Annotated in this window: 12 protein-coding genes; all 12 read right to left on the minus strand. The window is 42.4% G+C overall.

Features of this window, described 5'->3' with window-relative positions; all coding sequences use genetic code 11:
• Positions 1 to 29 precede the first annotated feature (29 nt).
• Positions 30 to 1,058: an L-Ala-D/L-Glu epimerase gene (locus BUA11_RS01500; protein WP_072757568.1), complete on the minus strand. Its 1,029-nt coding sequence runs from the start codon at positions 1,056 to 1,058 to the stop codon at positions 30 to 32.
• Between the two features lie 18 nt (positions 1,059 to 1,076).
• A complete protein-coding gene (locus BUA11_RS01505) occupies positions 1,077 to 2,411 on the minus strand; it encodes a transglutaminase-like domain-containing protein (RefSeq protein ID WP_072757570.1) in 1,335 nt (444 codons plus the stop codon).
• Positions 2,412 to 2,612: 201 nt separating this feature from the next.
• Positions 2,613 to 3,926, minus strand: coding sequence for an alkaline phosphatase (locus BUA11_RS01510; protein ID WP_072757571.1), 1,314 nt, complete (start codon positions 3,924 to 3,926; stop codon positions 2,613 to 2,615).
• 182 nt (positions 3,927 to 4,108) lie between these two features.
• Complete coding sequence (locus BUA11_RS01515; protein ID WP_072757573.1) at positions 4,109 to 4,690, minus strand: single stranded DNA-binding domain-containing protein; 582 nt, start codon at positions 4,688 to 4,690, stop codon at positions 4,109 to 4,111.
• Between the two features lie 36 nt (positions 4,691 to 4,726).
• On the minus strand, positions 4,727 to 5,497 hold the full coding sequence (locus BUA11_RS01520) for a thermonuclease family protein (RefSeq protein WP_178137734.1): 771 nt from the start codon (positions 5,495 to 5,497) through the stop codon (positions 4,727 to 4,729).
• 51 nt (positions 5,498 to 5,548) lie between these two features.
• On the minus strand, positions 5,549 to 7,189 hold the full coding sequence (locus BUA11_RS01525) for a hypothetical protein (protein WP_072757577.1): 1,641 nt from the start codon (positions 7,187 to 7,189) through the stop codon (positions 5,549 to 5,551).
• Between the two features lie 123 nt (positions 7,190 to 7,312).
• Positions 7,313 to 9,541, minus strand: a complete 2,229-nt coding sequence (locus tag BUA11_RS01530) for a M26 family metallopeptidase (protein ID WP_072757578.1) — start codon at positions 9,539 to 9,541, stop codon at positions 7,313 to 7,315.
• A gap of 354 nt (positions 9,542 to 9,895) precedes the next feature.
• Positions 9,896 to 11,470 carry an L-glutamate gamma-semialdehyde dehydrogenase gene (gene pruA / locus BUA11_RS01535; RefSeq protein ID WP_072757580.1) on the minus strand — a complete coding sequence of 525 codons (1,575 nt, stop codon included), beginning with the start codon at positions 11,468 to 11,470 and terminating at the stop codon, positions 9,896 to 9,898.
• 59 nt (positions 11,471 to 11,529) lie between these two features.
• The gene (gene oraE, locus BUA11_RS01540; RefSeq protein ID WP_072757582.1) at positions 11,530 to 13,728 is read right to left on the minus strand and encodes a D-ornithine 4,5-aminomutase subunit OraE; all 2,199 of its coding nucleotides are present in this window, start codon (positions 13,726 to 13,728) and stop codon (positions 11,530 to 11,532) included.
• Positions 13,721 to 14,095 (minus strand): ornithine aminomutase subunit alpha, encoded by a 375-nt coding sequence (locus BUA11_RS01545; protein ID WP_072757584.1) that lies wholly within the window; start codon positions 14,093 to 14,095, stop codon positions 13,721 to 13,723. The genes oraE and BUA11_RS01545 overlap by 8 nt, the downstream gene beginning before the upstream one ends.
• On the minus strand, positions 14,092 to 15,522 hold the full coding sequence (ortB, locus tag BUA11_RS01550; protein ID WP_072757586.1) for a 2-amino-4-oxopentanoate thiolase subunit OrtB: 1,431 nt from the start codon (positions 15,520 to 15,522) through the stop codon (positions 14,092 to 14,094). The genes BUA11_RS01545 and ortB overlap by 4 nt, the downstream gene beginning before the upstream one ends.
• Positions 15,512 to 15,850, minus strand: a complete 339-nt coding sequence (gene ortA, locus BUA11_RS01555; RefSeq protein WP_072757588.1) for a 2-amino-4-oxopentanoate thiolase subunit OrtA — start codon at positions 15,848 to 15,850, stop codon at positions 15,512 to 15,514. Before ortA ends, ortB begins: the two co-directional genes overlap by 11 nt.
• Positions 15,851 to 15,868 lie beyond the last annotated feature (18 nt).

Below are 15,868 nucleotides of genomic sequence, written 5' to 3' on the forward strand. Positions count from 1 at the left end.
AAGTGAATTATAACACATTCTATTTAAAATCAAACGTAATAATACGGAACGTCGACTTTGTACTTACCTCTGAACTGCGGTTCTTTCAGCATTAGCGGGCTATCCAAATCGTGGAAATCAAATGCGCCCGTTCCAAGTGCAAAGTGGACGCTCTGGTTAACGCCCAAGCTCGATTCAGCCATACAGCCAAGCATAAGCCTGAGGTTCGCAGCTCTCACCATCTCAACAATCGCAAGTGCATCGCTGATGCCCGATTTCATAAGCTTTATGTTGATATAGTCAACTGCCTCTTCTTTGATAAGTCTCATAACATCGTACTTTGTTCTCGCACTTTCATCAGCCGCAACAGGAAACGGTGAATTCCAACGTACGTACTTCAAACCGTCTATATCATGCATTCCGACAGGTTGTTCAAACACAGAAATATCAATTCCTGCCCGATAGATTTCGGTGACAAACTTCACAGCTTGTTTTGGAGTATAGCCTGTATTGGCGTCGACTATGTATTTACACCCTTTCGAGACTTCGTATATAGCCTTGATCGCTTCGATATCTTCTTCCAAATTCTCGCCTACCTTGATCTTTATGACTCTATGCCCCCGCTCAACAACACTCTTCGCATCTTCCACACGCTCTTCAAGAGTACCTATACTCACCGTATAATCAGTTTCAATTTTCGTCTTTGCTCCGCCGAGGATTTGATATACGGGCGTGCCGATTTCCTCGCTAAATGCATCGAGTACAGCGTACTGGACTGCCGCCTTTACACTCGGAGCTCCGAAGAGTTTGTCTGTCACATCGAATATCTGCCTGTAATTTCTCACATCCATCCCGACTATCATCTCGTTGACAACACTCTCAAAACCCATAAGTGCGCTGACTTTTTCGCCATTCACCCTGAACGAAGGCGATGCCTCACCGTAGCCCTTTATCCCGTTGTCTAGTTCGACAACAACCTCGATATTCTGCGTATCGTACGATACGTTATTCGTAATGTGAAACGGTTTAACGTATTCGAACCTGTTCAAAATGAACTTAACGGATTTGATTTTGCCCATGTCATCCACCCCTTGTTCTCATAGTTCTTCGAACTTTAGAACCTCTATCTTGCTTTCCAAATCGATGACGTATCCATCTTCCTCTTTGGCAATTATTTCCATCTCGCCTGTCTGGTTATCGTACGGATCAAGTCTCCAAGATTTCTTCGATGGATAAAATTCTCCTTGGAATTCCGTATTTGCGAACATCCTAAACCCATCAAGGTTGGTGAAGTAGAATATGCGCATTGGTTCCTGATCTCGCCTCGAACCGCCAAATGACAAATCAACAGGAACCCATCCGTACTTTTCTAGGTAAACAAGCGCCCAGTCGTGAGAAGATGCACCGATTGGTGTAATGCTCCAGCCGGACTGCCATCTTGCTGGAATACCAACAGCCCTACACAGAGTTATGAAAAGCAGCGCTTGGAATCCACAGTCTCCTTTGAACATAGTACCAACGTATTCAGGAATGTTATTATACATCGCGTACGGTAAGACATATGAGTAGTTGACGTTCAGCGTTACGAAATCGTATATCTTCCTTGCGATAGTTATATCATCAAGCTTCTTGTAATCCACATCGTGAAAGATAGACTCTACGAGGGATTTTATAAAAGGAGTGAAGACGATGTGAGGTGGCTTTTCTGAGGTATCTTCTTTTGTGGGTTTTTCTTTCCAAATACCTCTTGTCCCTATCCATTCACTCACTGTGTACTCGAACTCAACGCTGAAAGTATCAGAATCCTTACCTTCCATGTATACTGTTCTCTGCCCGACTGAATTATCAGCAATCTCATGTTCATGACTCGCATTTATCAGTTTAACATCTTCTTGCTGATATCCTTCTTTCGGAAACGGTAACCAAACCCGAACTTTTTCTTCTACAGGATTCTCGTGTTTCAGGCTTATCCTTGCTCTCACCCTGTACTTTTTCGGTTCACCGTACTTCAGAAGTCTTTCAACCGCTTTGTTAATCAATTCTCTTCTCTTCAAAACGTCCTTATCGACTCTTTGTTTTGCTTTATAATCCCTATCGTTAAAAGCAAGGTTTTTGTCGAATCTGCTTTCGTAGTACCTCTGACCGTCTATGTACATCCAGTCAAGTTTTCCCTGTTTTGTTAAAATCTCAAATTCCGGTTTCGTTGCACCTTTGAAGGTCTTTTTGAAAATTGAAAAAGCTTCTTTTTCGTTCCATTTGTAGGTTCTCCTTAAAAGCTTGATTCTAAACAGCTCAAACCTCAGTCTCTGCCTCATCTGCGGTGGTAATCGGTGTTCCAAAATCATCTGAATTTGCTCTTCTGCCTTTTTCAAAAAGCCCATATAGATATCCTTCTTCAATCCATCCGGAATTGGATAAGTCAAAAAGTCCATCCCTACACCCCCGATGTCAAACGATACTTTTCACTACAATTTTACAGCAAATATCGAGAAATTGAAAATCGAGAAACAGGGTGAAAAGTGTTGATAAGACTCTATATCGTTACCCAAAACTTATCAACTGATTAATATGAAATCAAAACAATATAGGGTAGCCTCTCGGCTACCCTACGGTTAGTTATATTGTATAAAATCTCAATTTCCAGCAGCTGAGACTACAGGGAATTTTATAGTAGATAATCCTGTGAGCTTTAATATAAGTTTTGGGATATCTGTGTTATCCATGAAACCGACAAAATATTGTGCACCTGGGCCGAACGCATAAACTGGAACTGGCGCAGCGGTGTGGTCCCATGTTGTCCAGCCAAATCCTACCTTTTCGCTGACAAATCTTGCAAGTTCCCTTCTCAGGTTGCTTGATGACACTTTTCTAAGAGTTTCGTATTCTGCATCCGATATCGAAATTCCATACCAATCTTTGATTCCCTGCACGAATTTCTCTTTGTCTGAAATGTTGTACTGGCTCAGGAACATCTGTGTCGTTCCCTTGGCCTTTCTTGCAAGTTCAACATTTATAGAGTATCCACCTTTTGAAAGTGACAACCCACCTGTTTCGTGGTCCCCAGTTACTATTACCAGCGTGTTTCCATCTTTCTTAGCAAATTCAAGCGCAACCTTTACAGCATTATCAAATTCAACAGTTTCTTTCCACACACCGTAGAAATCGTTAGAATGTGCTTCCCAGTCTATCTGTGAACCTTCTACCATTAGCATGAATGGTTCACCACTTTTCGAAAGAATTTCAAGCGCCTTTGTAGTCATCAAATCGAGAGTTGGTTGAGATGAAGGTCTACTGCTTACAGGTTCCAAATGACTTGCTGCGAATAAACCTAACACCTTATCTGATGATGCAGACTTCAACCCATCGATTGAATTTACATACTCATAACCCTTCTGCTTCATTAATTCAATTAAATTCATTCCATCCGTTCTTCTCCCACCGTTTGCTGTTGGAAGGAACCACTGCCACCCGCCACCAAATACAACGTCAACCGTTCCGGATTCAGCCAATTGTTTTGCAAGAGTAAGCTCGTCGTCTCTATTGCTGACATGCCCATACACCGAAGCAGGCGTTGCATGAGTTACTCTACACGTAACTGCTAAGCCTATCTTATATCCCCCGTTCTTCGCAATTTCAAAGATAGACGTTATAGGTTCTCCGTTCGGAAAGACACCAATCGCCCTGTTGAGTGTCTTAAAACCACTGAATAGTGCAGTTCCAGCCGGTGCCGAATCTGTGACCCATGAATCGTATGAATAAGTTGTTGTAATCGCCGTGTATGGCAACGTCATCGTTGTTAGAACTCTACCTTCGAGAATACTTGCAAGCAAGAGCTGGTTGAACGACATCCCATCTCCGACTAAGTAAATGATGTTAAGCGAAAGTGCTACAACGGAAAGGAAAATGACTAAGAGAATACTCAAGAACTTAGCTCTTACTCCAAACATGCCCTACACCTCCTCTTATAGAATAAACCTCTGGCATCTGAAAAAATCTATGCCTGAACTTTACATTCTACAGTATAACTTCATTTTCTTAAAATACGATTACTCAAAATTAAGATTTGTGAAGATAAGAATCCGGCTGCTTTTCACAGCCGGATTCAAAAATCGCACAGTTTTATCAAATTTCAGAATTTCTTTATATCTTCTGGTGTTCTTGGAAGAATTTCGTACATGCCTTTGTATAAGTACATAACACCAGTTACCGAAACTTTATCGCCTACTTTTAGTGTGCTGACATTAAACGGTACTTCTTTTCTTATATAAATCAAAATTTCAAACTTATCAGTCTTTACAGTAAACTGATATTTTTCAACCGATTTCACAGTACCTACAACGTTTACAAGATTTGAAAGATATTTCTTAAAATCTCCGTCTTTAAGTTCAACCGCTGTCGGTGTTGCTGTCCCAATTATTTCGACTTTGTCAGGTATGATCTCTAGAATATCATAGTAAATCTTTGTTTTGCCGACAACTTTAATCACTTGTCCAACTTTTAAATCAGCTGGTAAGCGGTTCCCGTAGAGCATGATACCTGCAGTTTCATCTTGTATGTAAGTTGTCAACGTTCCGAGAACACCAACAGGTGCGAGCACAATACCTGTTGCCTCTACCGTTTCCCCTTCTTTAACCTTGTAGATATCCGCAATCTTCGCTGCAAAGAATGCAACACTGAGTAGAAGCAGAAGTGCGACTACGAACTTTCTCATAAACCTTCACCCTCCCTGTAAAATATGACGAACTGATTAATTGACTATCTTAATTTCGAATGGTGCGCGGAGCATGATCATGTATTTACTTGTACTCGTATCTGTCCACAGTTCTCCATAAAAGCGCACCTTTCTACCCTTTAAACCGTACAGGTTGTAACTCTCAAAAAGGTGCTTGTATTCTTCGTATCTGATTTTGACAAGTGCAAAATCGGATTCTATGTAGTAAGTGTAATTAGAGTATCTCACGTTAGAAACATCCATCTCAAGCCATATAATCTTTCCCACATACGAATTCGTAATATTTGCTCTTGTTACAACCGGTGCGGTGTCGTATTTTGAGAATATACCTTTTCTATTCTCGTACGCTCTTTTGTACGCATCGACTATCTGTTTTGTATAATTAGGTACAGATGTGTCGTCATACATTAACGGCCTTGCATATCCTATTTCAGTGACGGATGCTTCGTACAGATACTTCTTATCTCCATCGACGGCAAAAAGATAAACTAACTTTCTCCCATAACTATCTGTACCTTTTTGCTCATAAGTAAGTTCAAAATTGTTGGCAAACCAGATTAGGTAGTTCTTTGCATCAGTACCGTACTCTCCGACTGGTTTATCACCAGAGTGAATCTCCGGTGTATCAATACCTATTAGTCTGTACGACTGGCCATAGACTTTGACTGTGTCACCATCCACAACTTCGACATTCTTTAATATCTCTTGCTGCGGTGCGCAGGAAGAGAGGTAAAGTACTAATACAATGATTATGAATATTGGAAAGCTGCTGAGAATTCTTTTCACTTTGGAATCTCCTTTCATCGAATCAGTTAATCGAACAAAATGTAATACAGATTACATCGTTTCAATGTCAACTTGTGAAATTGGTTGTATCTCGTATTCTCCCTTGAAGAGTGTGAGTATACCTGTTACTTTAACCTTCTTACCCTCGGCTATACCTGTTAAGCTAATCCCTGTAGCTGACTTGATGTAGATTTTCACTTTCAAATTACCGGTATTAACTATGAAATTGTCCTTTGCTACATTCTCAACAGTTCCAACAACATACACCATGTTTGACATGTAAGCATCAGAAAGCTCTTTCAGTTCCACAGGCTGAACCTTAGCACTTCCAACAACCGTTACACTGTCCACGACTATTTCAAGTATGCCATTGTAGACTTTTGTTGAACCGCTGACGCTCACGACATCTCCAACCTTGAGTGTTGCAGGAATAGATCTTCCATACAACATTATAGCCCCTGTCTTGTCTTGAATGTACGTGGTTGAACCGCTCAAAAGTCCAACAGGAGCAAGGACTGTACCTGTAACGGTAACTTTTGAACCTTCAGGCATTTTGTATAGCTCTGCAATCGAAATTGTTTGTTCTTTTCCACCAGGCACAGAGGCGGTTTTTGGCATGAACTGCATTACAGCAGCCTGTACACCAGCAAGGAAATCTATGCTCGCTTGGTAGTTGTATGTTACTCTCAAGAGTACCGACTGGGTTCCGGTCATAGATGATGAAACGTACAAGTCACCATTAGCAAGGGATAAAGAAAAGTCCCCGGACGTTATCTTAACACCGTAGAGTGGCAACCAACCGCTTTCTGCCCATATGCTGTTGTATTTTGCAAACAACCCAACGTAGAAATTAGACAGGTTGTAGCCTATCTCGCCCATAACGTTCCAAGTGTTTGGCTGGTTCGGATTTGAAGGTTCTCCTGTTGCAAAGCTCACATCGTACTTATTGCCACCTATCCAAGCGAATTGACCTGCTGCAAATACAGGACCAGAACTAAGAGTTGCACCTATCAGGAAACTTGGCTCGTTGATAGTATTTGTCGCTGCACCGATGCCAGCCCAGTATTTCAAAGTTCCAAATGGTAAATTCTGCGTGTTTTGATAGTTCAATGAAAGTTGGTAGTACCTTGTTTCGTAATATGCCCCAAACTGTCCGAAATCGGTTCTGAGAGAACCGTACAGTGCGTAATTATTGAGCTCTAAACTGTACGCACCACCAAGTTCGTATGAATAATTTCCGAGCTTACCGGAGATGTATCCAACAATACCTCCAGGACCGATTTCTGTTGCTGAAGTTCTGTACGTATCGTACTTCAACCCACCAATCTGAACTCCCTCGTAATTGTTTGTAAGGCTACGTGATAACCTCATTCGCCCAATCGCTAAATACAATGTGTTTACGTAGTTATTATCCATTTTGAATCTTGAATCGACAAAGTAATATCTCGGAACTATGAAATTCATACCAAAAAGATTAGATGTCGTATGTGAATATGTGAGGTAATCGGTTAACTTTAACGCGAAAGAATCAAATGGACTTGGTAAAGTAAACGTCCAGTATCCTATAGGAAAATTGTCTATAGCTCCGGAATTAAGGTCGTACGTTAAATACCCCCTGAGCTGGAAATCGAGTTTGAAAGCCATAGATAGAACAGTTAAAATGACAAGCAAAGTAGCAAGGTATTTCCTCACAACAATCCCTCCCGAGATTCAATAAGATTTGATTATCCGTTATTTGTCTAAATAACCCGGGACAAACCGCCCGGGTTATTTCTATCCGCAAACATTAAATCATGTTTCACTTACGAAAAATTATCAAAATTCCCACTTTAGTCTTGGATAGTCATTGCCTTCGTCGATTTTCCAAATATTCGTGAAGTCCCAATCCACAAACGTTGTTTGCTGTTTCATCTCAGCCGTTGTCTTTCCGATTTGGAGAGAGCTACTTGCTGAGCCAGTTGTTGTTCCAGAAACCGTTGTATCAAAGTAGTTTTTGCCACTGTCAGCCGTAACTGATACACTTGCACCACCTATAAACCCTCTCCAGTTTGTACTTGAACCATTTGGTGCAACCGCTGCGTAGGAACTCACAATTTTAATCTGACCATTGTTAGAAACAGAAGCTAACCCAATCAGACCACCGATGTTGGATGCACCATTTACAAATGTAAGAGTACCAGTAGCATAGCAGTTTTCAATTATACCGACAACATTAGTTCCCGTGCTGAAAAATCTTCCAACCAAAACACCAGTACGGCTATTTGAAAAGTTCGAAGTAACGGTAACATTGCTCGCAAAGGATTCTCTCAAAATCATCGGCTGTGTTGTTGAATCTGTAGTCACATCACCAATCAGCCCACCAGCATATGGGTAGCTGGTACCTGTTGAATATGTTGAAGTTATGCTTGAGTTTCTTACACCGACTCTTATAACGCTCGAATTTTTCGCTGCCCCAGCAAGAGCACCCACATATTGCTTTGCGGTTATATTAAAGTTTTCCAATATCAAATTCTTAACTGTTGAGCTTAAGAGATATCCGAACAATCCTGCGTTTGACCTATTGCTGTCATTATAGGCGAGGTTCTTAATCTTCTTGTTATTACCATCAAACACACCTTTGAATGCTGTATTATCCAAGTCGGTGCTGCTGAAAGTCCCAATCGGTGTCCAAGCAACTCCATTAAGATCTAAGTCTTCTAAGAGCTTAAAATAATAGCTCTTTGCTCTGTAGTTATCATCGCCCAAAAGTTTCAGCTGATTCACGGTGCCTATCAAGTATGGATCGCTTTCCGTACCATTTCCGCCTGCAAATGTGTAACCAATCTCAGCTTTTTCAACTTCCTCCTTTGGACCCTCTTCTCCGTCGACCACAGGTGCAACAGCAATAGCTTTGACGTTGTCATATTCAGATGTAGTTAAACCAAATGAGTAACTTTTATCAGACGTCGTTCCTACCAATTCATAAGCTCCGGAAACTTTCTTGTAAATCTTGAACTCCGTAGCAGAACCATGCGACCAGCTGAGGTACATTTTTCCATTGTAATCATCGTATTTTGCATTCAAATCTGTTACTGGGTCTACTGATACGATTTGAATTTCACTAATCGTCAAAACTTTACTCTTTGAAACTCCCTTAACAACCTGAATTCCTACCGATGTTGGGGTTGCTTCAACAGGCAACACAACATTTGTGAGTGTCGTCGTGGTTGCAAGAACCGTTCTAGTAGCTCCTTCGAGTGTTAAGTACACGTTGAATGATGCACCATTAACTTCAGAACTCCAACCGAGCGTTACGGTCTTTGAGTTCGGATTGTACTTAGCGCTAACACCTGTAACCTGAGGCAATTCCATTTCAACTTTGTCAGGGAATACGACAAACTCCCAAACATCGTTGTAGTATTTTGTATAACCCACGAGCGTTGCTGGAGTAGTCGTTGTCGGCTTATATATTGCATCTATATCAGCACTTTTGAAAACACTTATTGTAGCATATTCTCCATCATTTACCGGATATTTAAATTCGTAAGTGTTTGTCAATTGTCCGTTATTTCCTGTGAACTCGCCGTAGACATATGCATACCTTATGTCCCAGAGAGCTCTTGTTTCTTTTTCATTATCTAGGCTCTTATCAAGAAGTACCGGTTCGATGATGGTATCATCATTACTAAGTTCTTTTGTTCCGCTGGTAAGGTCTATTTCCAAAAACTTTGAATATGTCTTGCCTATAGTATTTCTTACGGTAAGTTTTTTTCCAAGGTCTGTCTCAGAGAGATTTGCCTTGTAAACATAGATAGCAGTAGTTGCATCAGATATTATCGCATTAGTACCTGAGACGTAAATAACTTTTCCGGAAATTTCCGGAATCGTTATTCCGGTGTCTGGATTTACTGAGTTCAATATATCGAGTTTCCATCCGTATATGTCCTTTTTTACCGTTCCGCCACCGCCGTTGCCTCCACCACCTTGGTTCTGAGGAACACATGAGAAAACCAATAGGAGAGTTGTCAAAACCGCAAGAAAAATGAAAAACTTGCTTCTACTCATGAATATACACCCCCTGTAAGTAATGTGGATAACTGATTAACTAACTATTGTTTTAGCTGATTATTATATCACAAAACGTATCTTACTTGTACCTTCTAAGTAATAAATATGAACATTTACATTAAAATTATCGCCAACTACATTTTAAAATCTCTTCTTATCTTTGATTTTCTTTGCAATTTAATACTAAACCTCTTCTATTTTATTATAGCATTAACTTTCAGAAATTAATGTAGTTCAGCTAAGTTCCATTAATTGGCATCTTAATAAAGAACAAAAAGCTCTGGCTGACTTTACGTCAGCCAGAACATTTTTGAGATTCTCAAAATTATATCGTTTAGAACGTTTAAATCGCTAAATCCTCTCGCTTATCGCCTTCGCTTGTAAGAACAATCCAAGGTAGTCCCTTCCGCCCGCTTTACTGTCTGTTCCTGACATGTTGAATCCACCAAATGGGTGCACGCCGACGAGTGCTCCGGTCGATTTTCTGTTGAAGTAAAGGTTACCTACGTGGAATTCTTCTTTTGCTCGTTCTATCCTACTTCTATCCCTTGAATAAAGTGAACCAGTCAAACCGTATTCTGTTGCGTTCGCTATTCTTAGTGCGTCGTCAAAATCTTCGGCTTTGATAATCGCAAGCACTGGTCCGAAGATTTCCTCCTGAGCTATGCGTGCGTCCCACGCTACGTCTTTGAATATAGTCGGCTCAATGAAGTATCCGCCGAGGTCTTCACGTGCGTTTCCACCAAATATCAGCTGTCCTTCTTTCTTGCCTATCTCTATATATGCCATTATCTTTTCCATCGAGCTCTTGTTGACAACTGGACCGAGCCAGTTTTCCTTGTACCTCACATCACCTATCGTTATCTTCTTTGCCCTTTCGATTACTTTTTCAACAAGTGTATCGTAAACATCTTTTACTATCACAGCACGGCTACCTGCACTGCATTTTTGACCTTGGAAACCGAATGCGCTGACGATGATGCCTTCCGCCGCCGCATCAAGGTCCGCTGTCTCGTCAACAACTACAGCATCTTTTCCGCCCATTTCAAGTACCGTTCTCTTAATCCATATCTGTCCCGGCTGAGGTTTTGCAGCGAGTTCGTGGATGCGCAATCCAACATCTTTTGAACCCGTGAAGCTTATGAACCTCGTCTTTGGGTGCTTGACTAAGAATTCTCCCGCAAGAGCTCCGCTTCCTGTCAAAAAGTTGACAACTCCATCGGGCAAGCCCACTTCTTGCAATACTTCGAAGAATTTCGCAGCTATTATAGGGCTGTCGCTTGCCGGTTTTAAAACTACTGTGTTACCCGTTACAATCGCAGCACTCGTCATTCCAACGAGTATCGCAAGTGGGAAGTTCCATGGTGGAATGACTATGCCAACGCCGAGTGGTATATACCTGAGTTCGTTGTATTCGCCTGGAATCCTGACAACCGGCTGTTCTGAAGCGTACCTTAGCATTTCCCTTGCGTAGAATTCCAAGAAATCTATCGCTTCAGATGTGTCAGCATCTGCTTCACCCCAGTTCTTGCCAACTTCGTAGACCATAACTGCGTCGAATTCGAATTTTCTCTCTTTGATTCTTTTCGCCGCTTTGAGCAGGTACTCTGCTCGTACGTGTGCTGGTGTTCTGCTCCATGTCTTGAACGCTTCCCATGCAGCTTCGAGCGCTTTTTCTGCAAGCTCTTCGTTTGCGCTGTTCGCAATTCCGACGATTTCTTCCGGCTTGCTCGGGTTAATTGATTTGATCTTTTTTTCCGTCTTGTACGCTTTTCCTCCGATGACGATGTCGTACTCTTTTCCGAACTCCCTGTAGACTTTTTCGAGAGCTTCTTTCATCTTCGCTTCGTTTTCTGGTTTTGAAAAGTCAGTCACAGGTTCGTTTTTGAATGGTGGTATGATCGTCCAATCCGTAGCCTCGTACATCCCTGTCCCCCCTTGAATTTTTGTAAGTACCTCAAGAATGTTTTAATTTAAGTAGCACATTAATTTCCTTCTTTCTCTTTCAATCTTTTGACTATGAATGATGCAACGTGTATACCTTTTGTGCCCCTTCCGAATCCTGCATCTACGCCGTTCTCTATCGCTAAGTCGTTGTTTATCTGCGTTCCACCGACGATGATGAGCACTTTGTCCCTAATACCTTTTTCTATCGCAAGTTCGTTCAACCTGCGCATGTTTCGAATGTGGACGTCGTTATGAGTGATTATCATAGATGCGAGTATCGCATCAGCGCCAGTCTCAATTGCCGCGTCTATAAGTTTTTCAGGTGGTACGCTCGTGCCAAGGTATGTGTATTTAATACCGTATTTTTCTATACCACCGTGTTTTATGTCGAGGACTTCTCTCAATCCAACCGAGTGTTCGTCTTCTCCAACTGTTGCAGCAACTACCTTGATTGGCCTTTTTTCAACGTAGCTGAAGAGCTCTTCTTCTGGAAGTGTTTCTGGTTTCTTCGGAAGCTCAAGCTCGTCTACCTTAATTTCGAATGGAACCTTTGCTTTGAGTTCGATGTACGTTCCTTCAACTGGGTGGAGAACGGTCTTCGCAATTATCGTTGGCTCTTCAAGCCCAAGTTTTTCACACACGGCTAACGCAGCGGCTTCTGCGTATTCTTCTGGCAGTGAGAATGTCATGTCAAGCTGTATCCAGCCGTCTGCAAACCATTCAACCTCTGGCTTGATTACGTTCCTTGACCTCATGTCTTTTATCTTTTGTAGCCTGAGGTTGACGTTATCAGTCTCGTCGAGCTCATCTATGAATTGTATCTTCTCCGGTTTGTGGAACGTACAGCCTCCTATCAAGTCACAAGGCTTTTCGATACCTTCCGGCAAATTGTTGTAGCCGAAGTGTTCACATACCGGTGCCATGTAGTCGTGGTCTCTCGGAACGACCGTACCTGCCGCAAGTTCTCCGTCTTTCTTTCGAGCGATTCCATCGCCGAATCTTTCGGGATAGTATCCGTTGTCAACGAACATACCAGCTTCAAGTGCCTCGAAGTACCCACCCATTTCGATTATCTCTTCAAGCATCAGGATAGCTCTCATCTTCAATTCTCTGACCTTTTCTCTAATCGCTTCTTGGTCTATCTTGACGTATTTCTTTATCCCGTCGAGTGCAAGGAGTGTGTGCTTTGCAGTTTCAACACCTCTTATTGAGTTTATGTGCCATGGAACGTTTCTTCCTTCGTCGGGGGTTATAGTTGACTGCAAGTCCGCACTTGTAAGTCTCGAAAGCATTGCATTTATAACGTGCGCCCTTGTTGCGTCGAACAAGTCTGATTCGATGTATCTTGTGTTCATCTGTGCCCTAAACCTGTATCCTTGGAAGAGTTCTCTCAGTGCAACGGCGTATGGCAAGTCTATTCTCATTTCCGGAAGTGGTGCAATCACTGGTGGAACGGTTGACAGAGCTATGTTTTCCTTCGGCATTCCTACTTTTACAGAATACATACAGTTTATACCGTGCTGTACGAGTAGTTCGGGCATGACTGTCCATGCAAGTTTTGCGGAGGCGTTTGCGTTGTGCGCTCCGTCTATCTGCAACATATTCGCCCAAGCCATTATTTTCTTTGCAACCGCTGCATCAACAAATGACCTTACTGGGTTGACGCCCCTGTAAAGAACGTTGTACTGCGGGTCTTGGTGAGCTCCGTTCACACCTTCTTCGGCAAATAGGACAGCTATCTCTGGACCGGCAACACCGGAAACATAACTGTGGAAGTTGATAGGTCTTCCAACTTCGTCTTCTATTAAATCGAGCGCCTTTCTTGTTGCACGCACTTGCTTTCTTGTTATCGGTATACCGCCGACACCTTCTGGCGTTCCTTCAATAAGCCCGTCGAAGTGCGATTGTCCGAGCGTTCTGATAACCATTATATGATCCGCACCGTGCCATGCAGCCATGCGCATGCGCCTTATGTCGTCTTCGAATCTACCAGAGGCTATTTCACTTGTGATAACGACATCCGGCTGCGGGTCGATGTTGTTGAAGTAGTGTGCTGCTGGTAATGGAATACTCTTTTTCAGTGGTTCGCTTACCTGATAGTATTCATATCTGTCTATTTTTGTACCCTCTGGCAATTTCTTTCTCCAAGTCCAGCCTCTTCTTCTTGGGCGGTATTTATCCAAATCCTTCAATATTTCTTCAACATCGATTGGTTTCATGGGCTCGAGTTTATCCATTGTGCTTCACCCCTTTGAAGATCCTGTCTACTTCGTCCCAGTACTGCCCGTTTATCATTCTTCTTCCTGCCTCTATGTAGTCAATATTGTGCTCTTTTGCAATGCGCCAGACAATGTGACCTGCTCCTTTTCCAAGCAAGCCTCTTTCGAAAATCATATCCACAAGTTTTTTAGCTTCAAGACTGTTGAATCCCATCCTAAGCAGGACAGAGCGCTCAATTGAAGGACTCGTGTGCGTCCTTGCAAGCTCTACAAGTGGATCTACAACTTTCTCGACAAGTTGCCAAAAGTAAGCGTTGAGCTCTTCGTCAGTCATATTCTGAAGGTGCTTTGACCTTTCCTGGAAGTCATCTGGTCTTGGTCTCATCTTATTCCCTCCCCAACCTCTTCTATCCATTTAAGAATTTCTTCTCTACTTGCTCTCAAATCTTCTTCAAGGAATTTCAATTCTGTTTCGTTGAATTCTTTTCTGTTTTCGCGTTTGATCAGCTCTTTAAGATAGCTCTTTTTCATCTCTTCAACAGGATATTCGATTACACCTATCTGTGCGGGGTGTTCTGGTATTGCGATAACTTTTCCAGGCTTATCTTCTTTTATTGGATCGCCTCGTTTAACAATCATCCCCATCTTTTTTGCAAATGTGAGCTGTGCGGAAGGTAATTTTCCAGCGCCCGTGTATTCGGTTTCGTTTACAACGATAGTCTTGTCTTCGTCCATCTCAAGTGCGAGTGCTATCGCAGCCGTCAAAGATGTATTACCTGCAGGTCCTCTCTGCAAGCCTTCCAAGTGTGCAAGCATCTCTGTTACGTAGAAGACTTCTCCTTGAGTTACAAGGACGTATCTGTCCATATACCTGAGAGGTCTTGCCGCGTTCTTTGGCACGTCTGATCTATCAGGAAATACGGCGAATGGGATTCCGAAGCCCGTATGGCCTGTTGTGAAGTACTTTTTATTGAAATCGTTGTCGCTCGCCATGTGAAGACCTCTTAAGTCCACGCTTGCGCCTATTATCTTTGTTTCAGTTGCACCTGCTTTTTTCAAACCGCGTGCGGTTCCTGTGATAAGTCCACCACCTGCGTGTGTAACAACAACCGCATCAGGATACTTGCCCGTCAATTCTTTCATCTGCTGAGCGATTTCGTATCCGAGCGTCTCTATCCCTGCTATGGCGTACGGTGAGTAAAGCGAAGCGTTGAAATATCCTGTTTCTTCAAGCAATCTCAGAGTGTAATAGAAAAGCTCTGGTCCGACGGTAAGTTGGACAACCTCCGCGCCATATGCTTCACAAGCTCTGCCTTTTTCGAGGATCTCGGGCTGTCCTCTCCACTGGCTGTCGTAGCATTCCTGAACGATGATACATTTTAAACCTCTTTTTGCAGCTTGAGATGCAACCGCTGCACCATAGTTACCACTCGTTGCTGCAATGACACCTTTGTAACCGAGTTTTTGAGCATGATAAACACTGACAGCTGCTCTTCTGTCTTTAAAACTCCCTGACGGGTTTGTCGCTTCGTCTTTTAAAAATATCCTCGCGCCTTTGCCTTTTGGAGCTATCTTCTTAATCAATCTATTTATATTCTTCAATTCGACAAGCGGCGTGTTACCCACACAAGTTTCAGCCTGTATTTCCCGGACTTCTTCTATCGAATATCCGACTTCTTTCATCATTTTTTCATAATCGAACGCTATTCCGTTGATGATGAATTTTTCGTAATCTATCCCGACAGCTTTCTTCATTATCTCGGCGCGTCTTGCCATAACTGCGCTATAGGATATGTCGAGGTTATTTGCCATTTTTCTCACCACCTGAATGCTCATCACTTTCTAAGAATTCTCGTAATTCCATGCCTATGGTGATGAGCTCCGGCACTGGCTCGCCAAAGTCATGCTCATACTTTGGATTGACAGCAACCAATGTACCGGAAACAATCCTACCCGTTGGTGTTTTTATGTTCACGGTATTTCCAATTTCGGCTTTTTCATCTATCAGAAAACCTTTGACACGCATTTCAAGAGGGACTTTCTTCGTATCGTCAGGTACTTGCGGCGCTCGTTCAGTTGGTTGCAAAATCCTCACTTGAACTTGCACCCAATCGCCCTTTTTAGCAACATTTGGGAGCATTCGCTCACCTCCAGAATT

The sequence above is a fragment of the Fervidobacterium gondwanense DSM 13020 genome (assembly GCF_900143265.1).
Classification (GTDB): Bacteria; Thermotogota; Thermotogae; order Thermotogales; family Fervidobacteriaceae; genus Fervidobacterium; species Fervidobacterium gondwanense.

What these genes read in the sequence shown, in the direction of transcription:
- BUA11_RS01530 (WP_072757578.1), bottom strand. Translation starts at nt 9,541, where the DNA reads ATGAGTAGAAGCAAGTTTTTCATTTTTCTTGCGGTTTTGACAACTCTC.
- BUA11_RS01500 (WP_072757568.1), bottom strand. Translation starts at nt 1,058, where the DNA reads ATGGGCAAAATCAAATCCGTTAAGTTCATTTTGAACAGGTTCGAATAC.
- BUA11_RS01515 (WP_072757573.1), bottom strand. Translation starts at nt 4,690, where the DNA reads ATGAGAAAGTTCGTAGTCGCACTTCTGCTTCTACTCAGTGTTGCATTC.
- BUA11_RS01545 (WP_072757584.1), bottom strand. Translation starts at nt 14,095, where the DNA reads ATGAGACCAAGACCAGATGACTTCCAGGAAAGGTCAAAGCACCTTCAG.
- pruA (WP_072757580.1), bottom strand. Translation starts at nt 11,470, where the DNA reads ATGTACGAGGCTACGGATTGGACGATCATACCACCATTCAAAAACGAA.
- ortB (WP_072757586.1), bottom strand. Translation starts at nt 15,522, where the DNA reads ATGGCAAATAACCTCGACATATCCTATAGCGCAGTTATGGCAAGACGC.
- oraE (WP_072757582.1), bottom strand. Translation starts at nt 13,728, where the DNA reads ATGGATAAACTCGAGCCCATGAAACCAATCGATGTTGAAGAAATATTG.
- BUA11_RS01505 (WP_072757570.1), bottom strand. Translation starts at nt 2,411, where the DNA reads ATGGACTTTTTGACTTATCCAATTCCGGATGGATTGAAGAAGGATATC.
- ortA (WP_072757588.1), bottom strand. Translation starts at nt 15,850, where the DNA reads ATGCTCCCAAATGTTGCTAAAAAGGGCGATTGGGTGCAAGTTCAAGTG.
- BUA11_RS01510 (WP_072757571.1), bottom strand. Translation starts at nt 3,926, where the DNA reads ATGTTTGGAGTAAGAGCTAAGTTCTTGAGTATTCTCTTAGTCATTTTC.